Source organism: Helicobacter sp. 23-1044, from assembly GCF_053654695.1.
Window position 1 is genome coordinate 12,584 of the sequence record NZ_JBSIUQ010000003.1, and the last position, 25,690, is coordinate 38,273.

28 protein-coding genes and 3 pseudogenes are annotated in these 25,690 nt (G+C 40.0%); 26 read left to right on the forward strand and 5 right to left on the reverse strand.

The window, feature by feature from the left end; genetic code table 11:
* Positions 1-292: 292 nt before the first annotated feature.
* The 10 genes and pseudogenes from ACWIUD_RS03800 (at position 293) to ACWIUD_RS03845 (ending at position 8,847) form a co-directional block, all read left to right on the forward strand.
* A complete protein-coding gene (locus ACWIUD_RS03800; protein WP_454146884.1) occupies positions 293-1,570 on the forward strand; it encodes a glycosyltransferase family 4 protein in 1,278 nt (425 codons plus the stop codon).
* A 1-nt stretch (position 1,571) separates the two neighbouring features.
* Positions 1,572-2,867 (forward strand): glycosyltransferase family 4 protein, encoded by a 1,296-nt coding sequence (locus ACWIUD_RS03805; RefSeq protein ID WP_454146886.1) that lies wholly within the window; start codon positions 1,572-1,574, stop codon positions 2,865-2,867.
* Positions 2,868-2,909: 42 nt separating this feature from the next.
* Positions 2,910-3,182: pseudogene (locus ACWIUD_RS03810) on the forward strand (glycosyltransferase family A protein); the annotation flags it as partial.
* A 111-nt stretch (positions 3,183-3,293) separates the two neighbouring features.
* Positions 3,294-3,602, forward strand: a pseudogene (locus tag ACWIUD_RS03815) (glycosyltransferase family 2 protein); the annotation flags it as partial.
* Between the two features lie 862 nt (positions 3,603-4,464).
* On the forward strand, positions 4,465-5,268 hold the full coding sequence (locus ACWIUD_RS03820; protein WP_454146888.1) for a glycosyltransferase family 2 protein: 804 nt from the start codon (positions 4,465-4,467) through the stop codon (positions 5,266-5,268).
* 74 nt (positions 5,269-5,342) lie between these two features.
* Positions 5,343-6,596 (forward strand): glycosyltransferase, encoded by a 1,254-nt coding sequence (locus ACWIUD_RS03825; protein ID WP_454146890.1) that lies wholly within the window; start codon positions 5,343-5,345, stop codon positions 6,594-6,596.
* Position 6,597: 1 nt separating this feature from the next.
* The gene (locus ACWIUD_RS03830) at positions 6,598-6,897 is read left to right on the forward strand and encodes a glycosyltransferase (protein WP_454147145.1); all 300 of its coding nucleotides are present in this window, start codon (positions 6,598-6,600) and stop codon (positions 6,895-6,897) included.
* Between the two features lie 73 nt (positions 6,898-6,970).
* Positions 6,971-7,174 (forward strand): 50S ribosomal protein L31, encoded by a 204-nt coding sequence (gene rpmE / locus ACWIUD_RS03835; protein WP_454134260.1) that lies wholly within the window; start codon positions 6,971-6,973, stop codon positions 7,172-7,174.
* Position 7,175: 1 nt separating this feature from the next.
* Positions 7,176-8,006 carry a 16S rRNA (cytidine(1402)-2'-O)-methyltransferase gene (rsmI, locus tag ACWIUD_RS03840; protein WP_454146892.1) on the forward strand — a complete coding sequence of 277 codons (831 nt, stop codon included), beginning with the start codon at positions 7,176-7,178 and terminating at the stop codon, positions 8,004-8,006.
* The gene (locus ACWIUD_RS03845) at positions 7,993-8,847 is read left to right on the forward strand and encodes a TrmH family RNA methyltransferase (protein WP_454146894.1); all 855 of its coding nucleotides are present in this window, start codon (positions 7,993-7,995) and stop codon (positions 8,845-8,847) included. Before rsmI ends, ACWIUD_RS03845 begins: the two co-directional genes overlap by 14 nt.
* On the opposite strand, the gene ACWIUD_RS03850 is transcribed toward ACWIUD_RS03845, so the two are convergent.
* On the reverse strand, positions 8,797-8,991 hold the full coding sequence (locus tag ACWIUD_RS03850; RefSeq protein WP_454146896.1) for a hypothetical protein: 195 nt from the start codon (positions 8,989-8,991) through the stop codon (positions 8,797-8,799). The two genes, ACWIUD_RS03845 and ACWIUD_RS03850, sit on opposite strands and share 51 nt — an antisense overlap.
* 42 nt (positions 8,992-9,033) lie before the next feature.
* Between ACWIUD_RS03850 and ACWIUD_RS03855 the strand changes: the two genes are divergently transcribed.
* Positions 9,034-9,168: a hypothetical protein gene (locus ACWIUD_RS03855; protein WP_454146898.1), complete on the forward strand. Its 135-nt coding sequence runs from the start codon at positions 9,034-9,036 to the stop codon at positions 9,166-9,168.
* Between the two features lie 10 nt (positions 9,169-9,178).
* Here ACWIUD_RS03855 and ACWIUD_RS03860 read toward each other — a convergent pair whose 3' ends face one another.
* Both ACWIUD_RS03860 and ACWIUD_RS03865 read right to left on the reverse strand, forming a co-directional pair.
* A complete protein-coding gene (locus ACWIUD_RS03860) occupies positions 9,179-9,319 on the reverse strand; it encodes a hypothetical protein (RefSeq protein ID WP_454146900.1) in 141 nt (46 codons plus the stop codon).
* Between the two features lie 27 nt (positions 9,320-9,346).
* A complete protein-coding gene (locus ACWIUD_RS03865) occupies positions 9,347-10,861 on the reverse strand; it encodes a hypothetical protein (RefSeq protein ID WP_454146902.1) in 1,515 nt (504 codons plus the stop codon).
* A 345-nt stretch (positions 10,862-11,206) separates the two neighbouring features.
* On the opposite strand from ACWIUD_RS03865, the gene ACWIUD_RS03870 reads away from it, so the two are divergent.
* The 4 genes from ACWIUD_RS03870 to ACWIUD_RS03885 all read left to right on the forward strand — a co-directional run bounded on the left by ACWIUD_RS03870 (position 11,207) and on the right by ACWIUD_RS03885 (position 15,543).
* Positions 11,207-12,109 carry a hypothetical protein gene (locus tag ACWIUD_RS03870; protein WP_454146904.1) on the forward strand — a complete coding sequence of 301 codons (903 nt, stop codon included), beginning with the start codon at positions 11,207-11,209 and terminating at the stop codon, positions 12,107-12,109.
* Positions 12,103-12,918, forward strand: a complete 816-nt coding sequence (locus ACWIUD_RS03875) for a hypothetical protein (RefSeq protein ID WP_454146906.1) — start codon at positions 12,103-12,105, stop codon at positions 12,916-12,918. Before ACWIUD_RS03870 ends, ACWIUD_RS03875 begins: the two co-directional genes overlap by 7 nt.
* A 27-nt stretch (positions 12,919-12,945) precedes the next feature.
* Entirely contained in the window at positions 12,946-14,142 is a 1,197-nt protein-coding gene (locus ACWIUD_RS03880; RefSeq protein ID WP_454146908.1) for an LL-diaminopimelate aminotransferase, read from the forward strand.
* A gap of 132 nt (positions 14,143-14,274) precedes the next feature.
* Positions 14,275-15,543: a homoserine dehydrogenase gene (locus tag ACWIUD_RS03885; protein ID WP_454146910.1), complete on the forward strand. Its 1,269-nt coding sequence runs from the start codon at positions 14,275-14,277 to the stop codon at positions 15,541-15,543.
* A 79-nt stretch (positions 15,544-15,622) separates the two neighbouring features.
* Here the strand turns inward: ACWIUD_RS03885 and ACWIUD_RS03890 are convergent, their stop codons facing one another.
* Positions 15,623-15,790 carry a hypothetical protein gene (locus ACWIUD_RS03890; protein WP_454146911.1) on the reverse strand — a complete coding sequence of 56 codons (168 nt, stop codon included), beginning with the start codon at positions 15,788-15,790 and terminating at the stop codon, positions 15,623-15,625.
* A 420-nt stretch (positions 15,791-16,210) separates the two neighbouring features.
* On the opposite strand from ACWIUD_RS03890, the gene ACWIUD_RS03895 reads away from it, so the two are divergent.
* From ACWIUD_RS03895 to ACWIUD_RS03920, 6 genes and pseudogenes are all read left to right on the forward strand, one after another.
* Positions 16,211-16,369: a hypothetical protein gene (locus ACWIUD_RS03895; protein ID WP_454146913.1), complete on the forward strand. Its 159-nt coding sequence runs from the start codon at positions 16,211-16,213 to the stop codon at positions 16,367-16,369.
* 373 nt (positions 16,370-16,742) lie between these two features.
* Positions 16,743-17,372 carry a type II secretion system protein gene (locus ACWIUD_RS03900; RefSeq protein ID WP_454146915.1) on the forward strand — a complete coding sequence of 210 codons (630 nt, stop codon included), beginning with the start codon at positions 16,743-16,745 and terminating at the stop codon, positions 17,370-17,372.
* Positions 17,373-17,696: 324 nt separating this feature from the next.
* Positions 17,697-18,338 (forward strand): annotated as a pseudogene (locus ACWIUD_RS03905) (lipid II flippase MurJ); the annotation flags it as partial.
* Positions 18,327-19,823, forward strand: a complete 1,497-nt coding sequence (locus ACWIUD_RS03910) for a lipid II flippase MurJ (RefSeq protein WP_454147147.1) — start codon at positions 18,327-18,329, stop codon at positions 19,821-19,823. The pseudogene ACWIUD_RS03905 and the gene ACWIUD_RS03910, both read left to right, overlap by 12 nt.
* Positions 19,810-21,264: a cysteine--tRNA ligase gene (gene cysS, locus ACWIUD_RS03915; RefSeq protein ID WP_454146917.1), complete on the forward strand. Its 1,455-nt coding sequence runs from the start codon at positions 19,810-19,812 to the stop codon at positions 21,262-21,264. Before ACWIUD_RS03910 ends, cysS begins: the two co-directional genes overlap by 14 nt.
* A gap of 4 nt (positions 21,265-21,268) precedes the next feature.
* Positions 21,269-21,859 carry a zeta toxin family protein gene (locus ACWIUD_RS03920; protein ID WP_454146919.1) on the forward strand — a complete coding sequence of 197 codons (591 nt, stop codon included), beginning with the start codon at positions 21,269-21,271 and terminating at the stop codon, positions 21,857-21,859.
* 151 nt (positions 21,860-22,010) lie between these two features.
* Here the strand turns inward: ACWIUD_RS03920 and ACWIUD_RS03925 are convergent, their stop codons facing one another.
* Positions 22,011-22,535 carry a hypothetical protein gene (locus ACWIUD_RS03925; protein ID WP_454146921.1) on the reverse strand — a complete coding sequence of 175 codons (525 nt, stop codon included), beginning with the start codon at positions 22,533-22,535 and terminating at the stop codon, positions 22,011-22,013.
* A gap of 65 nt (positions 22,536-22,600) precedes the next feature.
* On the opposite strand from ACWIUD_RS03925, the gene ACWIUD_RS03930 reads away from it, so the two are divergent.
* From ACWIUD_RS03930 to ACWIUD_RS03950, 5 genes are read left to right on the forward strand one after another with little or no spacing between them, the layout of a single operon-like run.
* Positions 22,601-23,104, forward strand: a complete 504-nt coding sequence (locus ACWIUD_RS03930; RefSeq protein ID WP_454146923.1) for a 3-isopropylmalate dehydratase small subunit — start codon at positions 22,601-22,603, stop codon at positions 23,102-23,104.
* A gap of 37 nt (positions 23,105-23,141) precedes the next feature.
* Positions 23,142-24,242: a 3-isopropylmalate dehydrogenase gene (leuB, locus tag ACWIUD_RS03935; protein ID WP_454146925.1), complete on the forward strand. Its 1,101-nt coding sequence runs from the start codon at positions 23,142-23,144 to the stop codon at positions 24,240-24,242.
* Positions 24,235-24,477 carry a hypothetical protein gene (locus tag ACWIUD_RS03940; protein ID WP_454134222.1) on the forward strand — a complete coding sequence of 81 codons (243 nt, stop codon included), beginning with the start codon at positions 24,235-24,237 and terminating at the stop codon, positions 24,475-24,477. The genes leuB and ACWIUD_RS03940 overlap by 8 nt, the downstream gene beginning before the upstream one ends.
* Entirely contained in the window at positions 24,467-24,976 is a 510-nt protein-coding gene (locus ACWIUD_RS03945) for a CiaD-like domain-containing protein (RefSeq protein WP_454146927.1), read from the forward strand. Before ACWIUD_RS03940 ends, ACWIUD_RS03945 begins: the two co-directional genes overlap by 11 nt.
* Positions 24,954-25,622, forward strand: a complete 669-nt coding sequence (locus ACWIUD_RS03950; RefSeq protein ID WP_454134219.1) for a response regulator transcription factor — start codon at positions 24,954-24,956, stop codon at positions 25,620-25,622. The genes ACWIUD_RS03945 and ACWIUD_RS03950 overlap by 23 nt, the downstream gene beginning before the upstream one ends.
* The last annotated feature ends 68 nt before the right edge of the window (positions 25,623-25,690 follow it).

The following is a 25,690-nucleotide window of genomic DNA, read 5'->3' on the forward strand; positions in this document are numbered from 1 at the left end:
TGCCAAATCGCTCAAATATCATCGCAAGTGGCAGACTTATATGAGAATGGCGATGGCAGTCTTTACGCTAGGGAGAGTTGCGCCCTAAATGTAGGCAATTTTTCTTTTTCGCGACCTATTTTACCTTTTGCGCGGGAGTTTGAAAAAATCTCGCTTGATAGACCGCAAGTCTTATCTAACTCAAATTTTTCGGCACAATACACAAATCTCACCCAAGATACCATAATTGCAAATGTTTCAAATAAAATCGCAGAATCTGCGCTAGATTCTGCGATTTACCAAAGGCGCATTTATGTCGCCTAAAATTTTAGTGATTTCGCTAACGCGCAAGGGCGGTGGTTTTGAGCAATATACAAATGCGATTTTAGAGCATTTTAAACTGCCTTTTACAATCTATCAAAGTGCCTTTGTTAGCGATGAAGTAAGGCGAGATGACGCAAAATTCATCGTAACTTATAAAGGCAAAATAAGTTTTATTTTATCTTCCATTTTTATTTTGCCTTTTATATTTTTGTATTTTTGCCTTGTGGCACGGAAATATAGCGCATTATTTGTGCCACATTTTCATTTTTTTAACATCGCTTTTATTGTTGCATTTCGCCTAAATAAAAAACCTGTGATTTTGGTGGAGCACGATGGTATTGTGCATTTGGGCGATGAGCTGCCAATGCAACAATTTCTAATAAATCTTTGCATTAAAAATGCCACGCACATTATTTTTTTAAGCAATTTTGTCGCTTCGCAAGTTTCGCCAAAATTACTTCAAAATAAACCCATTTCTATCATCCCGCACGGCATTTTTGCCTTTAAGGGATTAAAGCGAGACCAAAAGCAATACCATCCAAAACCCACGCTTTTATTTTTTGGGCGAGTGAGTAAGTACAAAGGTATCGAACTTTTGCTTGATACCTTGCCATCCATCCAAACGCAATCTTATGAAAAACTAATCATCGCTGGAAAAAGCAACTATCAATACAGCATAGCGCATTTGTCTAGCGAAGTGCAAGAAAAGATTGAGATTATTGATAGATTTTTAAGTATGGGTGAGATTGCAGAGATTTTCAACTCCGCTCATATTTTGATAATGCCATATTTGGAAGCATCGCAAAGTGGCGTGGCGGCGGTTGGGATTGCAAATGGGATGGCGTGTGTTGTAAGCGATGTGGGCGGACTTAGTGAGCAATTTATATTGGAAGGCAATTCGTCTTTGGGTGGGGCAAATTCGTCTTGTGGCGACTTTTTGGGGAGTGCTTCGCGGAGCTTCGTCAATGAACCTCAAAGTTCTATTTCCTTGCTCCACTCGCACAACCCCAAAAATTCATCCACAATACTAAAATTTGCAGATTCTGCGAATCGTGCGAATTTACATAAAATCGCAGAATCTAGCATAGATTCTGCGATTATCGCTGGTAGGGGGGGGGGCAGTATGCTAATGCCTTCCAAAATACCTGTGCGATTATTATTAAACCAAATAAGGCACAGCTGGCACAAGCACTGCAAAATCTCATCAGCGATAAAAATCTCTACGAAATGCTATCACACAAAACGCTTTTGCGTTCAAAAGAGTTAGAATGGCAAAGCATTGCGGAGAAAATAGAGGGGGTTATAAACAACGCCATTGCGTAGATTCTGCGTCAAAATTAAAATTACTGCATTTAGCAAGTGATTTGCATAGCGGTGGGGCGGAGCGGGTTTTTGCAAATACGATTGAGATGACATTTGAGAGAAATCTATATGAGATTTTTGTGGCGAGTTGCGATGAAGTTCCTCCGCCAAATATCGCAGAATCTCACTTCCTCCGCCTTGATGATTGGAACTCATATCCAAAAATCCGCGGTGTTTTTAAGTATATTTTTAATCTCACAAATTTCACTCGCCTAAAAAAGTTTTTATTTGAGGTGCGACCAAATATCATCCACACGCAAAATTATCTCTCTCGCCTAAGTCCAAGCATTCTTTTTGCTTTGCGAAGTTATAAGCGTGCATTTCCGCAAAGCAAACTCATCTTTACCCAGCACGGATATGGCGTTTGCGCGAATTTATGTCTATATAATTATGCGAAAAATCACATTTGCGAGTTTTGTATCAATCGCTCTAAATATCACATCGCATTTCAAAACTGCGATAGGCGTGGGAAAATCTACTCATTTTTAAAGGCACTTCGCGTGCCATTTTATCAAGGCATTTTTTTAAAAGAGCAAAATTTGTTTGATAAAGTCATTTTTGTAAGCGAGTTTCAGGCAAAAAAGCACTATTTGGAGGGATATAAAAATAGCATTGTTATCCCAAATCCGCTTGAACTTCGCTTTTATAATCCATCGCCACATTTAGCGCAAAAGCAAAATTTAATCATCTATTTTGGACGCATCGCAAAGGAAAAGAATATCCCGCTTTTAATACGCGCATTTGCGAGATTGCACAAAGATTTTAGCGATTATAGATTGCTAATTATTGGAAATGGCGATGAAATGCAACAATGCCAAACTTTGGCAGATAAGATTCTGCGAAACCATAGCATTTTATTTTTGCCACATTTGCCTCCCAAAAAACTAAAAGGCATTTTAGCAAGGGCAAAAATTAGCATTTTGCCATCTTTGTGGTTTGAGACTTTTGGACTGACGATTATTGAAAGCATTTTAGCAGGTGTGGTGCCTGTGGCAAGTGATATTGGCGCACTGCGTGAAACGATAGATAAAACCTATGGATTTACCTTTGAGGTAAATGATGAATTTGCCCTTGCAAAAGTGATGGGCGAAGTTTTGGGGGATTATAAGAGATATTTTGATGAAATGCTTACGGAGCGAGAAAAGATTTTGGCGCAAAATGAAAATTACATAAAAAATTTGATAGATTTATATGCTTTTTGATACAATCGTAAATTTTATTTTTAAAGGTGCGGTTTGGTTAAAATGTTCTCCATCATCATCCCCATTTATAATGTCGAAAAATACATTGCACGATGTTTAACATTTTGTATAAATCAAACTTTTAGCAATATTGAGATTCTACTAATTGATGATTGCGGAAGTGATGATTCCATAAAAATCGCGCAATCTTTTGCAAAAAAAGATAAACGCATAAAAATTATAAAAAATCCTTATAATTTAGGATTATTCCACACAAGAATAGTAGGCGAAAAGCACGCAAAGGGGCATTATATTTTGCCACTTGATGCAGATGACTTTATCTCTCAATTTACCTGCAAGATTTTACATAGGGCGATTTGTGGCACGAATGCTTTTCTAAAAAATATAAAACTTTTTAGAAACATTCTAATTGGGGGGGGGGATTATATGAATAATCCCTGCATTTCCATCATCATCCCCATTTATAATGTCGAAAAATACATTACACGATGTTTAACATCTTGTATAAATCAAACTTTTAGCAATATTGAGATTCTACTAATTGATGATTGCGGAAGTGATGATTCTATAAAAATCGCGCAATCTTTTGCAAAAAAAGATAAACGCATAAAAATTATAAAAAATTCTCACAATTTAGGCACTTTTAATGCAAGGATGAAAGGCATAAAAGAAGCAAGTGGATATTATTTATTATTTTTGGATGCAGATGATTATTTGGCATTAGATGCGTGCGAAGTGGCATTTGGCGCGGTAGATTTTACAAATGAAACAAATATCGCAGAATCTACCGCAATTTCGCAGAATCTAATCGCAGAATCCACCACTTTTGATTTAGATTCTGCGCCAGATATTATCCACTTTAAAACGCATTTTTTAGGCGATAAAAATGCAGGTTTCTTAAATAATCTAAAACATAAAATCCGCTACATTTTGCCATCCCACTTTCCGCGCAAACCTTTGCAAAATGACGAAATCGCCTATAATTTTTTCCTAAAAAGTTATCATTTTCCGCGTTTTACCATTTGGGATAAATGCTACAAAAATTCACTTTTGCAAAAGGCGCACAAGGCACTTTCGCCCATTTCGCAGAATCTCACAATGGCAGAGGATATGCTAAAATTTTTTGCCATTACAAATTTTGCAAAAAGTTGCGTTGGCGTAAATAAAAGACTTTATATTTATTGCCTAAATACCACTTCCGCCACGCAGGATAGCAAAAAGGCAATAGAGCGCATTTCTCAAATGCAACTTGTGCGAAAAGCATTAAAAATACAAATGCAAAACTGCACTTCCAAAATGCACTCGCAAATCGCCCGCACAATGCGTAAAAATCTAAAATCGCTTATGATTTTAGAAATGCGAAATTTTGGCAATTTGCGTGCGTTAGATTCTGCGAATCTGCCACCACAAATCCATAAGTGGGCAAAATCGCTACTAGGGGGGGGGCAGTATAAGTATAATTTGCATTCTGCCATTTTATTTGCAAGTTTGCTTTATTTCGCTTGTATTTTGGAAGCGAAATCTCACCTTTATTCGCATTTTTGCCTACATTATAAGTTTTGGAGTTATCAAACTTTAATTCTTTTTAGGAAGTGCTATGCTTCCTAAAATCTCCATCATCACAGCGACACTAAACTCTGCTAAAACGCTTCTCCGCACGATAGATTCTGTGCTGTTGCAGGAATATAAAAATATCGAGCACATTATAATCGATGGCAAAAGCGATGATGGTAGTTTAGCGATTATCCAAAATGCGCATAAATTATACGAGCAAAAAGGCATTTCCTTAATATTTATTAGTGAGTGCGATAAAGGCATTTATGATGCGATGAATAAGGGGATAAATCTCGCAAATGGCGAAATTGTGGGATTTTTAAATGCGGATGATTGCTTTGCTTCGCCATATATTGCAAATTTCATTGCTTGGGGATTTAGCAAACCAAATGCGGTGGATATCATTTACGCAGATATTTGCTATGTAAATAAATGTGGCAACATAGCGCGAAATATGTGCGGCACTTTGCCTCGCGATGCGAATTTTATGCGTGGATTTCACCCAGCACATCCTAGTTTTTATGCAAGGCGGGAAGTGTTTGCGCGATATGGGGCATTTGACTTGCGCTATAAGATTAGCGCGGATTATGATTTGATGCTTCGCTTTTTGTTTAAATATAAATTAAAAAGTCTTTATATTGATGAAATTTTTGTGAAAATGTCGCTTGGTGGCACTTCAAATAAAAGTCTTAAAAATATCATCAAAGCAAATTTAGAATGCTTGCAATCCGCCAAAGAAAATGGCGTAAAATGCGCTTCTATCGCCATTTTGCTAAAAATTATCTCAAAACTTAAAGATATAAATTACCGCAATTTATTTGCCCCCCCCCCAATTTGCATTAAATAGCACTAAATTCGCAGAATCTAGCATAGATTCTGCGAAATATTATTTAGATTCTGCGAATTTAGCAAGGTGGCATTATGCTGCCTAAATTTTATCTTTTGGGCGATTGTGCGCCAAATAATCCCTCCGCCATTAGCAAAGAGCAGATTCTGCGCTGGGAGAATGAGGGAATTATAAAATATTTAGGCATATTTAGCGATGTGCGGGAAATTATCGCGCTGTGTGATTGTGTTATTTTGCCTAGTTTTTATAAAGAGGGAGTGCCTCGCATAATGCTAGAAGCACTCGCCTTTAAAAAGGCGATAATCACCACAAACACCGCTGGTTGCAAGGAATGCGTGGCATCGCCTTTAAAAGAAAGCGATGATTTTTATATCGGGCAAAATGGCATTTTAGTGCCAATCAAAAATAGCACTGCGCTAAAAAATGCCATAAATTATTTATATGAAAATCCGCACTTATTGCAACAAATGGGCGAAAATGGCGCAGAGTTTGTAAAAAAGTTTGACATCAAAAATATTATAAAAATCTATCAAAAAACTATCTCCAATTTATTGCCACATAGCGCACAAATCGCAGAATCTGCGCTAGATTCTGCGCTTCACACAAAAATCGCAGAATCTAATAAAAATCTCGCCTTTATCTCAAATACCTGCTTTGGAATGTGGAATTTTCGCCTCCCTATTTTAAAATCCCTGCAAAATGATGGTTATAAAATCCACATTATCGCGCCATTTGACAGCGTATCGCAGAATCTGGCACATTGCGGTTTTACTTTGCATAATATAAAAATTGATTCAAAAAGTCTAAATCCGCTCAAAGATTTAAAAACTGCAATGCAGATTTATCGCATTGTGCGTAAAATTCAACCAGCAATGATTTTTTGCTATACGATTAAATGCGTGATTTATGGGAGTTTTATCGCAAATATGCTAAAAATCCCAAATATCGCCGTAATCACGGGACTTGGATATGTATTTATTGGTGATAATTTTAAAAAGCGCATTTTGCAAAAAATCGTTTGCAAAATGTATCAAATCGCCTTATTGCAAACAAAGCAAGTGTGGTTTTTAAATAATGATGATAAAAGTGAATTTATAAAACGCAAAATTATCGCAGAATCTAGCGCGTTTTTGCTAAATAGCGAGGGGATTGATTTGGAGCATTTTAATCCAAACTTTACGCCAAAAAGGGAGGTTTTGCCACCCAAAAAAAAGGGCGAAATCCGATTTGTACTAATTGCTAGAATGCTTTGGGATAAAGGTGTGGGCGAGTTTGTAGAAGCGGCAAAAATGATAAAAGAAGCAAATATCGGGGGGGGGGGGGATTGACATAAAATTTTATTTGCTTGGAAACTGCGATGTGAATAATCCCTCCGCCATTAACAAAGAGCAGATTCTGCGCTGGGAGAATGAAGGAATTATAAAATATTTAGGCGTATTTAGCGATGTGCGGGAAATTATCGCGCTGTGTGATTGCGTGGTGCTACCTAGTTATAAAGAAGGGATGCCACGCATAATGTTAGAAGCACTCGCACTTGGCAAAGCGATAATCACCACAAACACCGCTGGGTGCAAGGAATGTGTCGCTCCGCCTTTGATAAAAAGCGATGAATTTTTTAAGTGCGTTTAATGTTTTTTTAAACAAAATTTTTGTAAAATCCGCACTTTTTATCGAAAATTTATCACAATCGAAAGGCAGACAAATGAAAAAAGGCATTCACCCACAATATGTTCCCTGCAAAGTAACCTGCGTTACGAGCGGACGGACAATCGAAGTTTTAAGCAACAAAAGCGAAATGAAAGTCGATATTTCGAGCTTTTGCCATCCATTTTACACAGGTAGCGACAAAATCACCGATAGCGCGGGACGCGTGGAAAAATTCAAGCAAAAATACAAAATGAAATAATTTGGTTTATTTAGTCCCCACGCCGATTGGCAATATCGCTGATATAAGCCTCCGTGCGCTCCAAACGCTTGAATCCTGCGATGAGATTTTGTGCGAAGATACGCGAATCGCAAAAAAACTCATCGCGCTTTTAAATGCGCGTGGATTGCTAAAAAAGGCGGATTTTAACTACACTTCGTTTCATTCGCATAATGAAGTTACGCGCCTTGCGCAATTTGGCGCGGATTTTTTTGCTAAAAATGTCGCATTTTTAAGCGATGCGGGAATGCCCTGCATTAGCGACCCGGGCGCGAAATTAGTAGCGTTTTTGCAAAAAAATGACATTGCTTATAGCGCGGTTAGTGGCGCGTGTAGCGCGGTTTTGGCTTACGCATTGAGTGGATTTGAGGGCGGATTTAGCTTTTTGGGATTTGCCCCGCACAAGCTAAATGAAAAGCGCGTTTTTTTGCAAAATGCGCTTCAATCGCCACTGCATTGCGTTATCTTTGAATCGCCAAAGCGCGTTTTGGATTCGCTAAAATTGCTATGCGAATCTGCGCCAAATAGGGCGATTTTCATCGCAAAAGAGCTAACCAAAATGCACGAAAAATTCTATTTTGGCGCACTTTGCGCGGTTTATGAAAAATTGCAAGGCGAAAATCTAAATGGCGAATGGGTGCTTGTGGTGCAAGGTGCGGAGAATTTGAGTGATTCAAAAGAAGGCAGGGGGCTAAATAAAATCGATATTGAAAACTTAGACATTCCGCCCAAAATCAAAGCAAAATTACTAGCAAAAATCGATGGGCGCAGCGTCAGAGAATGCTATGATGAGATATTAAATGCGAAAAAATGATTCGTCATTGCGAGGCGCACGAGCAAAGCGAGTGCAACGAAGCAATCCAAATGAGAGCAAAATAGATTGCCACGATTCTGCTTCGCAAAATCTCGCAATGACAAACAAAAAAAGCGCAAAATCTCGCAATGACAAAATAGACTTACGCGAATCGCACACAAAAAATACTTTCATCATTTACGGCAAACAGCCCTGCCTTTTTGTGCTTGAAAATCACAGCGATTTGATTAAGGAAATCTATTTTGGCAAGGACATTGATAGGGCGATATTTGCGCGATTTGCGCGTTTGCAAAAGCCCATAATCCGCGCTGATTTTAAAAAAATGCAAAGTTTGGCAAAGGGTGGCAATCATCAAGGCTTTATTTTGCGCGTAGAGCAGGGCGAATCTACGCAAAAAAAATTTAGCGATTTTAGCAAGATTCTCGTGCTTGTGGGGATTAGCGATGTGGGGAATATCGGCGCGATTTTTCGTAACTCTCTTGCGTTTGGCGTGGAGTGCATTATTTCGACAAACGCGCTAAATTTAAGTGGCGTTGCGCGGAGTAGTAGCGGGGCGTTTTTTGGCGTTCCGCATATCATTTATAAAGATTATTTGAGTTTGGCAAATGAGCTAAAAATGGCGCATTTTAGCCTATTTGGCGCGGATATGAGTGGGGAAAATCTTGCGTCAAATTTCGCAATCCCGCAAAAATGGGCGTTATTTTTAGGAAGCGAGGGCGAAGGGCTACCAAAGCGACTTTTAGGGCGAATGGACTTAAATTTAGGCATAAAAATGCAAAACTTTGATTCGCTAAATGTCAGCGTAGCAGCGGGAATTTTGCTGTATGAGCTGACGAAGTAGATTCTGCGATTTGGTGCGTTTGATTTCGCAGAATCTAGCGTAGATTCTGCGAAATTTGTGTGATTCGCAGAATCTAAAAGAAATGGGGTAGATTCTGCGAAATTTTCCGTCATTGCGAGATTCTGCGTAGCAGAATCGTGGCAATCTATAATTTTGTCATTTTGAGCCGTAGGCGAAAAATCTCTTTTGTTTTTTTGGATTTGCAAGTATGGGTCGGTGCTTCGCACAGACGCCGCGTTCGCCTCGCTCACTCGCAATGACGAAGTGGGTAGATTGCCACGATTTTCTAGCAAAAATCTCGCAATGACGAAATCGCACTAGATTCTGCGATTCACATAAAAATCGCAGAATCTTTGCGAAAAATCCACACTAGATTCTGCGAATCGCATAAAAATCGCAGAATCTGCCAAAAAACACACACTAGATTCTGCGATTCACATAAAAATCGCAGAATCTCCCCAAAAACCCCCAAAAAAATCCCAAAAAAATCCACAAAACTCTACCTCACCACAAAAATATAACTTCTAAGCGGATATTTGAAAATATTTTGATGTCCTAAAATATCGTGCTTCGCGCCAAAAATCGTTTTATTTAGATATTTTATCATCGGTTTTAGCGCAAAGTAGGGCAGAGTAGGGAAGTCGCTTGTGAAAAGCAAGTCATATTTTTGCCCTAATTCCTCCAAGCGATTTTCATAAATTGTCGTGTTATTTAGGATGATTAAATCGCCCCTTTGCGGGGTGCTAATCGCAAGAGAGTTCTTCAAAGTCCAAGCACTTTTTAAATCAAGCGAAAAATCCTTTAAATTCGCCTCTTTTGTGCGTAAATCAAAGTCTTTTGCGCCATATAATTTTTGCAAATATTCGCCAAAATACGAGGCATACCACTCCGCATACATCTCCCGCCCGCGCCCGATGCCATCGAAATAAATGTTTGCTCCGTTATTTTCTTTGAGATAACTTGCGGTTTTTGCGAGTGTTTGGTGAAACTGCACGCCAAACGCCTTTAAATTTATCATCGTATAAATGCCACTTGGCACATTTGAGGTGAAAAATAGCGCGAGGGAGGCAAAAAGGGCGATTTTTACAAAGATATTTTTAAAGTATTTTTTGGCGAAACAAATCGCACTCGCCCCACCTAAAACATAGCAGGGCAAAAGATAATAACTCTCAAAAATCGCTAGTTTCATAAACACCACAAAGTAAATCACTGCCCCGCCCAAAAATGCGTCAAAATACACTTCTACCGCTTCTTTTTTAATCAAAACGCCATAGATTCTGCGAAGTGCGATGGTGGAGAGAAAAATCACTATCAAACTATCGTTTATGCCATAGTTTGCAAATCCTCTCATCGTCTCTAACGCAATATCCGTATTTTCCGTAAATCTGCCGTAATGTCTCCCCATATTTGGGAATATTAAGATAAGATATAAAAGCGCGTAAAGTCCTCCACTGCATAAAATCAACAACGCATATTTTGCCAAAAAAAGATTTTTTGCTTTTATGCTATGCGCTAAAAATATCGCTCCCACCGCAAATGCGGCGATAAAAACGGGTTCTTTAAAATACAGCGCGATATTTAGCGCAAAAATCCCGCCAAAAAAGGCAAATTTAGCGCAGCGATAAATCACAAAGTAACTTGCAAGCATAAAAATGCAAAGAAAAATAATTAGCAACTTTTCAGGATAGCAAATGCCAAAATTCACCACGCAAAATCCATAAGATAGGCACAGCGCAATCACAAAAAGTTGATTAAAAATAAAATTTGCATTTGTAAAGTGCAGAATCTTTACATAAATAAAGGCAAAAATAGCCACGCCAAGCGCATTTACGCTAAAAAATAAATATGGCGATGATGAAATTTGCATTAAAAAATTTAAATCCCGAAATGCAAATATGTAAAATCGCCCGATTTGCGGATTAAACTGCTGGTCTAAAATGGGGGATTTTTCATAGATTTTTAACCACATCCAAATATCATCCAAGTTAAATGTGTAGCGCGAAAACGCCACCAAAATAGCGCAATAAAATAGCAGGAAAATCGCTAAAAGTCCGTATTTTTGGAGGTAGATTCTGCGATTTGGTGCGTTTGACTTCGCAGAATCTAAATGAAATGTGGCGGATTCTGCGAAGTTTGTGCGATTCGCAGAATCTAAATGAAATGCAGTAGATTCTGCGAAATTTACATTGTGGCGGTTACTCTCTCTCTCTCTCTCTCTCTCGTGGCGTTTGGCGTTGCTGGCATTTTAATCCTTTGGTGAAAAATAAGGCAAAATTTTAGCATATTTTATAAAATTCGCAGAATCTGGCATATTTTTTGCTAAAATTCTGCTTTATTTCATAGAAAGGGCGCAAGGGCGATGAAATGTATTGATGAGTTGCAAAAAGTGGGCGTTGAGAAAATCGCTAGTAAGACGCGAATCACGCAAGAGAAAATCACAAATATTCTAAATTACAAATACGAAGCTTTCAACAAAGCGCACGCACGGGGATTTACGCAGATTATCGAGCGAGAGTTTGAAGTGGATATGAGCGAGTGGATGGAGGCGTTAAACAACTACCACAGCGAGCCAAAGGCGCAAGATGAGCTTATCAAAGAGATAGAAAATATAAAAGTTGAGAAAAAAGATAAATCAAATGTGATTTTAGTCGCGTTGCTTGTGGCGTTTGTGGTGATTTTTGGTGCGCTGTTTGTGTATAAAAACTTTATCGCGGAATCTAGTGTGGATTCGGCGGATTTGGCGGTGGCTTTGAGCGAAAATGGGGCGGATTTGGCAAATGATTCTACTGAAAATGACACAGATTCTGCGATAGATTCGGCGAATCTCACGGATTTTGCGGATATATCACAAAACGCAGAATCTAATGCAAACAACAAAGATTCTTCGCTCGCTACACTCGCTCAGAATGACAAAGTTGAGGCAGATTCAGCAAATCCCGCAACCACCACAACAATCATAATCCCCGCTGAATCTACTTTCAACGAACTCACAATCATCCCAAATGAGCCACTTTGGGTAGGCATAATCGACTTAAAAACGCACAAAAAGCAACAATTCTCCATCGACAAAAAGCGCACGATTACCCTAGATGATGATAAGATTATCCGCACGGGGCATAGTTTTTTCAGTATTGATGCGCCAAATTTTAAAAGAGAATTTTTAGGCGGCGACCAAAAATATTTGCTTTATAAAACCGAAAGTGGCGTCACAGAGCTCACGCACAAGCAATTTTTAGAATTAAATAAGGGCGAAGAATGGTAAGAGTGCTATTTTTGGCAATCCTATTTGCCACGCTAAATGCGCAAAATCTAAGTCCATTAGATGAAAAAATCATAAATCTAATCGGCGAGGCGGACTACAATCGCAATAAAAGTTTCATAAATAAGATTTTTGCCCCACAGAGCAATTTTTATCAAGGTGGCAATTTGGATATTTATCAAGTAATTTCTTTGCTACAAAATAATGGATTGTTAAAGTTGAAGTTTGCTTCGCCGCGCGAGTTTAGTGCCGTTTTTGTCGCGCAGAGTAGTCCGCTTTTATTGCTAAAAACAATAAATCAAAGTTTGAGTTATATGGGATACTCTTACTTTATCCCTAGCGAGGCGGATTATGAGAGCGAAGTCTCTAAAATCCGCATTTCGCTAAATACCGAGCATATTATCGACCCTATTATTTTGCTAAATGAGTTGCAAAAAAGCGGTTTTGTCGCGGTGAATGTGAATCGCATTTCGCAAAATGAGTGGGAGTATCATCTAAATTTGGCGGATTTAAAAATCCAAAATGCGACATTTTTGGCAAAGGGTAATAACCTAAATATTATCGAAGTTAGCGGGCAGTATTGGCTTGAAGTGGGGAGCTTGGGGCGATTAGAAGTCAAAAGCATTGCGAACAAAAGCTTTACCCCAAAGATTGTCTTTTTTGATAGAAATCTAAATATTTTAGACATTCAGCAATTAAGCCGCCGCAGGGACTTTAACATTAGCATTATCGAAAATACGAAGTTTGTGAAAATTAGCGATTTAGCACCAAATAGCAACTTAAAGGCGGGATTAAATGTGCGTTTGCGATAGCGCAGAATCTAAATAGGGGAGGGCGAAATGTTTAGCGAAATCGAATTTGAAAAAATCAAAAGATTGCCAAAATATGTCTTTGCCGCAATCAATGAAATAAAACTAAAAATGCGCCAAAATGGCGAAGATGTGATTGATTTTAGTATGGGTAATCCCGATGGCGCGACACCACAACATATCATTGACAAGCTATGCGAAGCAGCGAATAAGCCCAAAAATCACGGATACTCTGTAAGCAAGGGCATTTACAAGCTCCGCCTTGCGATGAGTGATTGGTATAAGCGCAAATACGGCGCAAAGCTAAACCCTGATACCGAGATTTGCGCGACTATGGGGAGCAAAGAGGGCTATGTGCATCTCATTCAAGCAATCACAAACACAGGGGACAACGCGATTGTCTGCTCACCCGCATATCCCATTCACTACTATGCTTTTATTTTGAATGGCGCAAATGTCATAAATCTACCGATAAAATGGGACGCTGAAATGGTTTTGGATTATGATGCGTTTTTTAGCGATTTGCAAAATCTGCTTCGCAACGCCTATCCAAAGCCCAAATTTTTGGTGGTAAATTTTCCGCACAATCCCACTACGATTGTCGTGCATAAGGATTTTTATGAAAAATTAGTCGCGTTAGCTAAAAAAGAGCGGTTTTATATCATTAGCGATATTGCTTATGCGGAGCTTTGCTTTGGGGATTTTAGGACGCCTAGCATTATGGAGGTAAAGGGCGCAAAAGATGTCGCAGTGGAGACTTACACGCTTTCAAAAAGCTACAATATGGCTGGGTGGCGCGTAGGCTTTGTGGTGGGCAATAAAAAGATGATTGAAGCGTTGCAAAAAATAAAATCGTGGTTAGATTACGGAGCTTACACGCCTACGCAGATTGCCGCTACAATCGCGCTAAATGAAAATCAAGATTGCGTGGAGGCGATTAAGCAAAAATACGAAAAACGCGCCGAAGTTTTGGTATCCGCCTTTAACGCTGCTGGGTGGGACATCGCAATGCCAAAGGCGACTATGTTTATTTGGGCGAAAATCCCGCAAAAATTCGCGCATTTGGGAAGTTTGGAATTTTGCAAAAAAGCATTGCAAGAAGCAAAGGTGGCATTTAGCCCGGGCATAGGTTTTGGCGAGAGTGGCGAGGGATTTGTGCGAATCGCGCTTATTGAAAATGAAAAGCGCATTCGCCAAGCCGCAAAAAATCTTAAAAAAATGACTTAGATTCTGCGCCACATTGTCATTCTGAGCGAGTGCAAAGCACGAAGCGAAGAATCTCTATTTTTTTTGAGATTTTTCGCTGCGCTCAAAATGACAAATCGCAGAATCTAAAAAATAAAACTTAAAGGCAAAACTTTGAAAACCATAAATATCGGCATTATAGGATTAGGAAATGTTGGAAGCGCGGTAGTTGAGCTACTTTTGGCAAACAAAGATGTGATTTCTGCGCGTGCTGGGGCAAATATCATCATCAAAAAAGGCGTAGCAAAGGACATTAGCAAGTTAAAGTCGCAAATCCCTTTGAGTCAAAATATCGATGACATTTTGGATGATGATGAAATAAGCGTGGTAATCGAACTTATGGGCGGTGTAGAGCAAGCCTATCAAGTCGCCAAAAAGGCTTTGCAAAAAGGCAAGGCATTTATCACCGCAAATAAGGCAATGCTTGCTTATTATCGTTATGATTTGATGAATATTGCGCCTGAATCTACGATTTGTTTTGAGGCAAGTGTAGCGGGTGGAATCCCTATAATTAAAGCCTTGCGCGATGGTTTGAGCGCGAATCATATCCAAAATATTAGAGGCATTTTAAATGGCACTTGCAATTACATTTTGACAAAGATGACAAATGAAGGCATAAGCTTTGAATCCGCGCTAAAAGAGGCGCAGAGTTTGGGTTACGCAGAGGCGAATCCTAGCTTAGATATTGACGGATTTGACGCGGCACACAAGCTAGTGATTTTGAGTTCTATCGCATTTGGCATCGACACAAAGCCTGAAAATATCCTAATTGAGGGCATTTCTGGCATTTCGCAAGATGATATATTTTTCGCAAAAGAGTTTGGCTACACGATAAAACTACTTGCCATAGCCAAAAGGGTAGGGGAGGAAGTAGAGATTCGCGTCCATTTGGCGATGATTGACAGCGATGAGATGATTAGCAAAGTGCAGGGCGTGATGAATGGCATTAGCGTCATCGGCGATAGGGTAGGGGAGACTATGTATTATGGCGCAGGTGCGGGAGGCAATGCGACTGCGAGTGCTGTGGTGGGCGATTTGATAGAAATCGTGCGTGGCAAAAGTGCGCCTATGCTTGGATTCAAAGCCCCTTTGGAGCGCGGATTGAAGCTAAAAAATATCGATAGCATTGAAAGCAGATACTATCTGCGCCTAAAAGTCGCGGACAAAGCGGGGACTTTGGCAAAAATCACTGCGGCGTTGGGAGCGCACAATATTTCGATAAAAATGCTAATCCAACGCGAATCGCTTGATAAAAAAGAGGCGATTTTATTGCTCTCCACGCACAAAAGCAACGAATCCGATATGAAAAAGGCAATTACTTCGCTATGTGCGCTTGAAGTGGTGAGTGAAAAGCCCTTTATGATACGAATCGAAGAGGATTAAATAGCGTGATTGTCTTTTAGCGAATTTCGCGGGAGATTGAAAAAATCTCCATTGTCATTTTGAGCGAAGCGAAAAATCTCTAAAATAACTCGTCATTGCGAGGCGTTTGAGCGTCTGCGATAACAACGAAGCAATCCACGCCGAATCTGTCATTGCGAGGCGCACGAAGCGAAGCAAGTGCAACGAAGCAATCCAAAAAAAATATTTCTCGTGCGGGATTCTGCGAAGCAGAATCGTGGCAATCCATATTTTTTTGTCATTCTGAGCGAGTGAAATGAGCGAAGAATCTCTTTTTAGATTCTGCGATTCTGCATTAGATTCTGCGTTTTGGTGTGATTTGCAGAATCTAACGCTTAAATTTAACGAATTCGCAGAAATCTAATATTAAGATTCTGCAAAATGGCAAAATCGCAGAATCTAATATTTTTGCGCCAAATATCCAAATTTTTATAAAATCGCAGAATCTGCGTTAAATTTAGGTATTTGCCAAAATCCACTATATTTTAGTATTGAAAACCACAATTTTCAAACTTTTATATAAAAACACTACTCTATTATTCACACATTAGATTCTGCGAATTTTTGTGATTTTGCGGTAGATTCTGCAAATTTTTGTGCGAATCGGAGAATCTAGTGCGGCATTTCGTCATTGCGAGAGAATGAGCGAATGCGAATTCTCGTGGCAATTCGCAGAATTTGTGAGCGAAGCGAAACAACCATCCACATATTAGATTCTGCAAAAATCGCAGAATCTAGTGTGATTTTTGTCATTGCGAGGCGTTTGAGTGATAGCGAAAACAACGAAGCAATCCATAAAAAAAAATAATATCCAAAAAGCGAATCAATGCAGTTTCATTGCAAGTAAGCGATTCGCCTAAAACGCAGATTCTCCCTAATGGATTGCCACGATTTTGCTTCGCAAAATCTCGCAATGACGAAATTTAACATATTAGATTCTGCATTTTCCACCCAAAAAACTCAAAAAACTCAAAAAACTTCCAAAAATCCCAAAACCTCCAAAAAAATTTCCAAAAAACCTCAAATTTTCTCCAAAAATCCCAAAATCTCCCAAAAATCATTACCAAAAGTTACAAAAATCGTTTTTTTTTTTTTTTATTTTGCAAAATTTATTTTGTATTTACTAACTATTTGTCAAAATTCACTCGTTTCATCAAAATTTAATTTTCAGGAGGTTCAAAATGAAACGAAGTGGTTTTAGTATGATTGAGCTAGTATTCGTTATCGTAATACTTGGTGTTTTGGCGGCGGTGGCGGTGCCTCGATTTGTCGCAACTAGGACAGATGCACAGGTAGCAACAGCTAGAAGCGACTTGGCAAGCGCGCAAAAGGCGATTGTGGCAAAAGTTTTCGCAGATAATATCGACCCTACGCAGAGCAAAGCACCAGATCCAAATAAACCAGTCGCAGGGCAAACTCCAAGCAAAGATTGGGGTGATTGGATAATCGAAGTGGCAGGATTGGATGGCGCAAGGTGGCAGAAACCAAATGGTGGTAACTTACCAAAAGATAGAACCGCAATAGGACGAGATATACCGGGCGAAAGAACAGTGCAACCAATAGGCAACACCATCCAAGGTGGAAAGGCGATGAAGGGCGGTTGCGGTGCTATTTTGGGTATCGATACGACTGATGGCATTATGGTTTTTGCGCCAAATAATTCAGGGCAGAATAACGGACATATCACCGGCGTATCTGCAAATGCTGCAAATAACGACTTTTGCTCTTTGCTCCGCAAAAGCTATGAAAGCTCTGGTGGCGTAGGCAATAAATTAGTCCCACTTGCTTCAACAGGCACGGTGGAATTCTAATTCTTTCTCCCACGCAAGAATTTCTCCCACGCAAAAAAGCGTGGGAATTTTATAACTTCGCAGAATCTCTCCAAATCACACAATCTAATACGCAAAATTTCGCAGAATCTCTCCAAATCGCAGAATCTACAACGATAATTTCCATAAAATTATTATAAAATCCGCATTTTAATCAAATCGCAGAATCTGCTTTTATTTCGTCATTGCGAACGAGCGGAGCGAGTGTGGCAATCCAAACTTTATTGCCACGAGAATTCGCCACCGCTCATTCTCTCGCAAATGACGGAATGAAGCAGAATCTGCCACCAAAATTAAGGATTGCCCTTGTTTAAAAAAGCGTTTTTGACGAATAGTAGCGGAATTTTGTGTTCGCGTGTGTTTGGTTTCTTGCGGGATTTGAGTATGGCAAGTGTGCTAGGGGCTGGGATTTACAGCGACATATTTTTTGTGGCGTTTAAGTTTCCAAATCTCTTTCGGCGCGTGTTTAGCGAAGGTGCTTTTACGCAGAGCTTTTTGCCTAGCTTCATTGCTACGCGCAAAAAAGGGCAGTTTTGCGTGGCGATTTTTGGTATATTTTTTGCGTTTCTTGTGGTGTTTAGTCTCATTGTGTGTGCGTTTAGCGGGTTTTTTACCAAAATTTTGGCTTATGGATTTGATGAGCACACAATCGCCCTTGCAAAGCCCATCGTAGCGATAAATTTTTGGTATTTATGCCTTATTTTTAGTGCGAATTTTTTTAGCTCACTTTTGCAATACAAAAATAATTTTTGGGTGAGTGCCTACAACACTGCGCTTTTAAATATCGCAATGATTGTCGCGCTCTTTGTGGCGCGGGATAAGGACGCTTATACAATCGTGTATTTTTTGAGCTATGGCGTTTTGGTGGGCGGTGTGTGTCAAATTTTGTTGCATTGCTATTCGCTGTATAAATTGCGATTTTGTAAGCTCTTTGTCGTGGGATTTAAAGAGATTTTGCGTGGCAATTCGTCTTTGGGTAATCATTGCGTAGATTCTGCGAATCAAACAAAAATCACAGAATTTGAAAAAGATTCGTCATTGCGAGCGAGCGAAGCGAGCGTGGCAATCCAAGATTCTGCGAACGCAGAATCTAGTGAAATTCAATCGTGCGAAGCACCAAAAACTCGCCCGCTTCGTGGTGCAAAAAATCGGATTGAAGGTTGCAGTAGTGCAACCGCCGATTTTTTGCTAGAAGCGGATAAGCGAGGCTCTCCCCCTAAAAGCGAAAAGCGGCAGCTTTTGGCGAGTAGGGGGAGCGGGGCGGGGGGTGCAGCCCTTTTGCGAGAAAAAACTAGCGAATTAAATCCAAAAAACGGCGAAAATCTCGTAGATTCTGCGAATGAAACACAAAACGCAGAATCTCACATAAAAGCGCAGAATCTAAATAGAGATTCTTCGCTCGTTTCACTCGCTCAGAATGACAAAACAATAGATTGCCACGATTTTGCTATGCAAAATCTCGCAATGACGAAGAGCAATGCAGATTCTGCGCTTCACACGAAAAACGCAGAATCTAGCCTTAAAAACGCCCCGCGCGGAAGTATTGTGGATGAGAAATCGGGGTTGCGCAGTTGTGAGCGAGGCGATAGAACTAATGGTTCATTGACGAAGCGAACAACAAAACAAGGCGAAGCCGAAGTTTCTTTATTCAGTCTCCCCGATTTATCGCCACAAGACAATCGCACTAATATAAAATCCTTTTTTGCTCAATTCTTCCCTGCCCTACTCGGCAGCTCCACTGCGCAAATCGCGTCTTTTATCGACACACTTTTGGCGTCTTTTTTGGTAAGCGGGAGCGTGAGCTATCTTTACTATGCAAATCGCATTTTTCAGCTCCCACTCGCACTTTTTGCCATCGCCACAAGCACGGCACTTTTTCCAATGGTGGCAAAAGCCTTGCGCAACGGCAACGAATCGCAATCGCTACAATTACTTACCAAAGGCTTTTGGCTACTCATTTTTGCTTTGAGCGTGTGCGTGGTGGGCGGGATTATGCTAAAAGATGAAATAATTTGGCTACTCTTTGAGCGCGGAAAATTCACACGCACCGATACTTTGGCAGTAGCAAATGTCTTTATGGCTTATCTCATCGGGCTTTTGCCTTATGGTTTGGCGCGAATCTTTGCGCTGTGGCTTTATTCACTAAAAAGACAGGCGCAAGCTGCCAAAATCTCGGCAATCTCGCTATTTTGTGGCGTGCTCTGCTCTATTGTGCTAATGCAATTTTTTGGCGCATTTGGATTAGCGTTAAGCTCATCAGTAGCGGGATTCATTCTCTTTGCGCTTACGATTCGTGCCTTTGGATTTGCAAAGTTTCGCAAAATCATCGCAAAACCCAAATTTTTTGTCTATCTTATAATCTTACTTTGTGTAGAATGCGGAATTTTATTTTTGGTAAAAACGATTTTAGGAGAATTTTATGCAGTTGTTTGATAGCGTAAAAAAGGCAAAAGTGCATTTTGAGCCGATTCGCAAGGGCGAGGCGCGAATCTATCTTTGCGGTCCCACGGTCTATGACAATGCGCATTTAGGACACGCACGAAGTGCCATCGCCTTTGATTTATTATCGCGAATCTTGGAGGCAAACGGATACAAAGTCATTTTTGTGCGAAATTTTACCGACATTGATGACAAAATCGTGCGAAAATGCGCCGAAGTAGGCAAAAGTGCGGAGGAAATCACAAAAACCTACATTGCAAATTATTTGCGCGATATGGAGGCTTTGGGCGTTCGGAGGGCGAATTTAGAGCCAAAGGTTAGCGAAAATTTGCAAAGCATTTTTAAAATGATAGATTCGCTACTAGCTAAAAATCTCGCATACAAAACGCGTAACGGCGATATTTATATGCGTGTGAGCGCGGATTCAAAGTATGGCTCTTTAAGTGGCAGAGCGGATTTGGAAGCGCAGATTTCGCGAATCGGCGAAAATGAGCAAAAAGAGGACGCACGGGATTTTGCGCTGTGGAAGGCATTTGATGAAGGCATAGCTTATGAATCGCCATACTCTCGCGGACGCCCGGGTTGGCATATCGAATGCAGTGCGATGATTGAGACACATTTGGCATATCACGATTCGCCCTACTCTATCGACATTCACGCGGGTGGAAGCGATTTGCTTTTCCCACACCACGAAAATGAAGCCTGTCAGTCGCGCTTGGCAAATGGCGTGGAACTTGCAAAATATTGGATTCACAATGGCTTTGTCAATATCAATGGTGAAAAAATGAGCAAATCACTAGGAAACAGCTTTTTTATCTGCGATGCGTTGAAACACTACGATGGAGAGATTTTGCGCTACTATCTGCTAAATACGCATTATCGTGCGCCACTGCATTTTAGCGATGATGATTTGAAAAATAGCAAAAAACGCTTGGATAAGCTGTATCGATTCAAGCAAAGAGTGTGCGGGATTTTGGGCGAATCTAATCTCCCCCTCCCAAATGCGCGCGGGGGATTAAGGGGGTGGGTAGATTCTGCGGATTCTGCGTTTAGAAGCGAATTTTTGGACGCGCTAAATGATGATATGAATATCAGCATTGCTTTAAGCGCGGTGGATTCGATGATTTCGGCGTATAATGAAAACTTTGACAAAAATCCAAAGGACAAAAATTTAGATTTGGCGCAAAAGGCGCGTGGCAATATCGCCTATATTGTGGAGATTTTAGGTGTGGGAGCGAAAAATCCTATCGATTATTTTCATTTGGGAGCGGATAGTGAAATGCAAAAATATATAAAGGCGCAGATTGAGCTACGAAATGACGCAAAAAAGGCGAAAGATTACGCACTTGCCGACAAAATCCGCGATGACTTAAAGGCAAAAAATATTCATTTGCTAGATACAAAAGACGGCGTCATTTGGGAATACGGGGGATAGCATAATGCCACGAGCCTTTATCTTTGCTGGAATAAACGGCGCAGGGAAAAGCACAATATATTATGATGAACTTTTGCGGGGGAGAAGCTTTGGGATTCGCATAAATACCGATGAATTTGTAAGTAGCTTTGGTAGCTGGAAAAATCCGCACGAGCAATTCAAAGCCGCTAAAATAGCCCTTAAACTCCGACAAAATTGCATTGCAAATCGCAGTGATTTTAATCAAGAAACCACACTTTGCGGGAAAAGCATAGTGAATCTATTTAGCGAATTAAAAGTTGCAAATTACGATATTTCTCTTTATTATATTGGCGTGAATAGCGCAAATATCGCCAAAGAGCGCGTCCAAATGCGCATTGCCAAAGGCGGACACGGGATAGATTTTGCGATAATTGATAAGCGATTTGATGAATCCTTGCAAAATTTGCTAAAAGTCGTTAGATTTTGCGATGAAATTTTGCTTTTTGATAATAGTGGGCGGACAAAAAAACTAATTTTTAAAAAGCAAAATAACTGCATTGTAGATAAAATTTTGCCACAAAATGCGTGGATTTATGAGAATCGCCCTACCCTACAAGAAATTTTGGGAAAATAATTTTGAAAAAAAAGCAATTTTAAGGGAAGCAATTTTGGGTGCATAAAATGTAAAAATGCGCCACAAAAAGATTATTTCGCAGAATCTTACGCAAATTTCGCAGAATCTCCCGCGAAATTCGCAGAATCTCCCCTTTTGCGCCACAAAAGATTTATTTCGCAGAATCTGCCTTTTTTGGCGTGATTTTTTCCTCTGCGATGGAGGTTTTCAAATTCGCATTTATGATAATTAGCGCAATGACGAAAAACGCCACCATCGCCAAAAACGCAATAGTCGCATTTAGCGAGCTCGCAAGCTCCATCATAAAAAACGCCACGCTACCAAGCGTCATAATCAGCAAAATCACAAGTATCATCGTTTGATACTTTGAAATCTCGCTTTTTAGCAAAACTCGCTTATCAATATTTTGCGATAGATGCGCGATATTCTCGCTCTTTGCGATTGTTGTGATGCTTTTTTCGATTTTATTTACTCGCTCCAAAATCTCATCTAATGACATATTTGGCGCAGAATCTCCCGCAGAATTCGCAGAATCTTGCGCTTGTTTTAGCGAATCCACCATTTCTTTCACGCTTTCAAAGTCCTTTTTACCCTTCTCTATCGTCTCTTCTAACTTTGAAATATCCTCCATTAGCTCAAACATCGTGTCCGCTAAATTTTCTAACTTATTTTCCATTTTGCACCTTTTAAAAATTATTAAAAAATGCTAGAATTATAACCAAATTTTTTTAAAGGCAAAAAATGAACGCAGAATCTACCATAACAGGCAAAGTGTGGCGTTTTGGCAAAAATATCGACACGGATTTAATCATCGCAGCGCGTTATCTAAATACCACCGATGAGCGCGAGCTTGCAAAGCATTTGATGGAGGACGCAAGGGCGGATTTTGCGCGAATCGTTGCAAAAGGCGATATTATCGTGGCTGATGAAAATTTTGGCTGTGGCAGTAGCAGGGAGCACGCGCCTATTGCGATTAAGGCAGCGGGTGTAAATGTCGTCCTCGCGCCATATTTTGCGCGAATCTTTTATCGAAACGCCTTTAACACGGGACTTTTGGCATTAGAATGCAGCGAGGTTGCAAACATAAAAGAGGGCGATATTTTGGAGATTCGCCTAAAAAATAGCGAAATTTTCAATAAAACTAGGGGCGAATCTTACGCATTTAACGCCATTCCGCCATTTATGTTGGAGCTTTTAAGCGCGGGTGGGCTTATGCAATACGCACAAAGCAAAATGGTGCATTAAATTCGCGCAAAATTTTGGACACAAAAAAGGACAGCAAATGAAAACTTACAATATCGCGCTTTTAAAAGGCGATGGAATCGGCGTTGAGGTAGTTGATGAGGCGTTAAAAGTGCTAGATTCATTGCCTAAAAATTTCGCATTAAATTACAGCGAATATTTTATCGGTGGCGCAGGATATGACGCACACGGCGACCCACTGCCACAATCTACGCTAGATGGTTGCAAAAAAAGCGATGCGATTTTGTTTGGCGCAATCGGCGGGGCAAAATGGGACAAACTAGAAAAGCACTTGCGCCCTGAATCTGGGCTTTTGCGCCTTCGAAAAAATTTAGGCGTTTATGCAAATGTGCGCCCGATAAAGATTTATAACGCGCTGATAGACGCCTCACCGCTTAAAAAAGAGCGAATCCAAAATAGCGATTTTGTAATCGTTAGAGAGCTAATTAGCGGGATTTATTTTGGCGAACCACGCGCTAAAAGCGAAAACGAAGCATTTAACACAATGCGCTACAATCGAATCGAAATTGAGCGAATCGCAAGATTCGCCTTTGATTTGGCAAAAAAACGCAATCGGCAAAAGAAAGTTACTTGCGTGGATAAAGCAAATGTGTTAGAGACAAGTGTCCTTTGGCGCGAGGTTGTGAGCGAAGTGGCGAGGGATTATAGCGATATTGAGTTAGAATTTTTATATGTGGATAATGCGAGTATGCAAATCATTTTGCGCCCGAGTGTCTTTGATGTGATTTTGAGCGAAAATCTCTTTGGCGATATTTTGAGCGATGAAGCAAGTGTGATTGGTGGCTCTATCGGGCTTTTGCCAAGTGCGAGTATCGGCGAATTTCCATTAAACGAATTTGGCGAAAATGGCGCGGTTAAAAAGATAGGGCTTTTTGAGCCTATTCACGGCAGTGCGCCAGATATTGCAGGGCAAAATATCGCAAATCCGTTAGCGACAATTATTTCCACTGCGATGATGTTAGAATTTTTAGGCGAATTAGATTCGGCACAAAAAATCCTAAAAGCCGTGAATCTTGCCCTAGATTCGGGACTTCGCACCAAAGATTTAAATCCAAATGATTTCATCTCTTGCTCTGCGATGGGCGATTTAGTCGCAAAAAAGGTTAGAGAAAATGGATAAACATTTAATGGCAAGTGTCTATGAAATGCGCGGAGATAAGGAAAAGGCAAGGATAATCTATCGCAATATTTTGCAAAAAAATCCAAGCGATAAATCCGCAGAATCTGCCCTCCGCAGAATCTCACAGCGCAGAATCTCCGCTAAAAATATCAACGAAAATATGCTAACTTATTTCAAAAAATCAAACACAAAAGATGAACTTTACGAATTAGAGAGGTGGCTGCTTGGAAACTAAAGAGGCGATTTTAGCGACAATTAGCGAGTTTGGCAGAGATTTGGCAAACGCAGAATCTAATGAGAAAATCGCAGAATCTAGCGCAAAATTCGCAGAATCTAATAAAGATTCTGCGATTGTGGGAGATTTTGCGAACAAAGATTCCACAAAAGATTCTGCGTTTTCAAAAGATTCTGCGAAAAATGCAGATTTTGCAAGAGATTCTGCAAACAAAGATTTCACAAAAGATTCTACAAAAAGCAACAAATTCGCAGAATCTAACATTTTCATCGACATAAAAGAGGAAGCACAATCACCCCAAAACGCAGAATCTGCGCTATTATTGCAGTTGCGAGAAAAGTCGCTTGTGCTTTTTGAGGGACTGCGAAATGTGGGCGATGATGAGTCGGCGAAAATGAAGGTTGAAATGGTGATTGCGTATTTGGAATATCAACTTTATGTGATTGAAGAGCGATTAAAAGAAATGGAGGTTTGCGATGATAAAAATTTTGATGATTGAGGATAACTGCGAGTTAGCGGAGATTTTAAGCGAATTTTTGACAAAGCATAATATTAGCGTGGAGAACTACACCGACCCGATTTTGGGTATTAAGGCACTTAGCAATGGAAAGTATGATTTGATGTTATTAGATTTGACTTTGCCAAATATGGATGGTTTGGATGTTTGTAAGCAAGTGGCAAGCACCAAAAATATCCCCATCATCATTTCCTCTGCGCGAAGCGATATTGATGATAAAATTACGGCACTTGAATACGGCGCGGATGATTATTTGCCAAAACCATATAATCCAAAGGAACTTTTGGCGCGGATTTATAGTGTGCTAAGGCGATATAGCATAATCCCTACAAATGACGCCACAAGCAATGATTTCGCGCTAAATAAAGATGAAAAGGCGATATATTTCAAAGGGGAGCGGTTGAAACTCACGCGCGCGGAGTTTGAGATGATGGCGATGTTTTTAAATAAACCAAATGTGATTTTTTCGCGCGAGGATATTGTGAATTCCTGCAAATCGCTTAAAAAAGCGGAGGATTCTAAAAGCATTGATGTGATTGTGGGGAGATTGCGAAGTAAATTAGGCGATAAAAAAGAGCAAAAATATATTATTTCGGTTAGAGGAATGGGATATAAATTTAGTTTATAACGCAGAATCTAGATTCTGAGAAATGCGCTATAAACGCAGAATCTTTGTTAGATTCTGCGAGTTTAAAG

Excerpts from the sequence above, each read along its gene's own strand:
- ACWIUD_RS03800 (WP_454146884.1), top strand. The coding sequence starts at position 293 with ATGTCGCCTAAAATTTTAGTGATTTCGCTAACGCGCAAGGGCGGTGGT.
- ACWIUD_RS03805 (WP_454146886.1), top strand. The coding sequence starts at position 1,572 with ATGGCAAAGCATTGCGGAGAAAATAGAGGGGGTTATAAACAACGCCAT.
- ACWIUD_RS03820 (WP_454146888.1), top strand. The coding sequence starts at position 4,465 with ATGCTTCCTAAAATCTCCATCATCACAGCGACACTAAACTCTGCTAAA.
- ACWIUD_RS03825 (WP_454146890.1), top strand. The coding sequence starts at position 5,343 with ATGCTGCCTAAATTTTATCTTTTGGGCGATTGTGCGCCAAATAATCCC.
- rpmE (WP_454134260.1), top strand. The coding sequence starts at position 6,971 with ATGAAAAAAGGCATTCACCCACAATATGTTCCCTGCAAAGTAACCTGC.
- ACWIUD_RS03845 (WP_454146894.1), top strand. The coding sequence starts at position 7,993 with ATGCGAAAAAATGATTCGTCATTGCGAGGCGCACGAGCAAAGCGAGTG.
- ACWIUD_RS03870 (WP_454146904.1), top strand. The coding sequence starts at position 11,207 with ATGAAATGTATTGATGAGTTGCAAAAAGTGGGCGTTGAGAAAATCGCT.
- ACWIUD_RS03875 (WP_454146906.1), top strand. The coding sequence starts at position 12,103 with ATGGTAAGAGTGCTATTTTTGGCAATCCTATTTGCCACGCTAAATGCG.
- ACWIUD_RS03880 (WP_454146908.1), top strand. The coding sequence starts at position 12,946 with ATGTTTAGCGAAATCGAATTTGAAAAAATCAAAAGATTGCCAAAATAT.
- ACWIUD_RS03890 (WP_454146911.1), bottom strand. The coding sequence starts at position 15,790 with ATGGATTGCCACGATTCTGCTTCGCAGAATCCCGCACGAGAAATATTT.
- ACWIUD_RS03895 (WP_454146913.1), top strand. The coding sequence starts at position 16,211 with ATGCGAATTCTCGTGGCAATTCGCAGAATTTGTGAGCGAAGCGAAACA.
- ACWIUD_RS03900 (WP_454146915.1), top strand. The coding sequence starts at position 16,743 with ATGAAACGAAGTGGTTTTAGTATGATTGAGCTAGTATTCGTTATCGTA.
- cysS (WP_454146917.1), top strand. The coding sequence starts at position 19,810 with ATGCAGTTGTTTGATAGCGTAAAAAAGGCAAAAGTGCATTTTGAGCCG.
- ACWIUD_RS03920 (WP_454146919.1), top strand. The coding sequence starts at position 21,269 with ATGCCACGAGCCTTTATCTTTGCTGGAATAAACGGCGCAGGGAAAAGC.
- ACWIUD_RS03925 (WP_454146921.1), bottom strand. The coding sequence starts at position 22,535 with ATGGAAAATAAGTTAGAAAATTTAGCGGACACGATGTTTGAGCTAATG.
- ACWIUD_RS03930 (WP_454146923.1), top strand. The coding sequence starts at position 22,601 with ATGAACGCAGAATCTACCATAACAGGCAAAGTGTGGCGTTTTGGCAAA.
- leuB (WP_454146925.1), top strand. The coding sequence starts at position 23,142 with ATGAAAACTTACAATATCGCGCTTTTAAAAGGCGATGGAATCGGCGTT.
- ACWIUD_RS03940 (WP_454134222.1), top strand. The coding sequence starts at position 24,235 with ATGGATAAACATTTAATGGCAAGTGTCTATGAAATGCGCGGAGATAAG.
- ACWIUD_RS03950 (WP_454134219.1), top strand. The coding sequence starts at position 24,954 with ATGATAAAAATTTTGATGATTGAGGATAACTGCGAGTTAGCGGAGATT.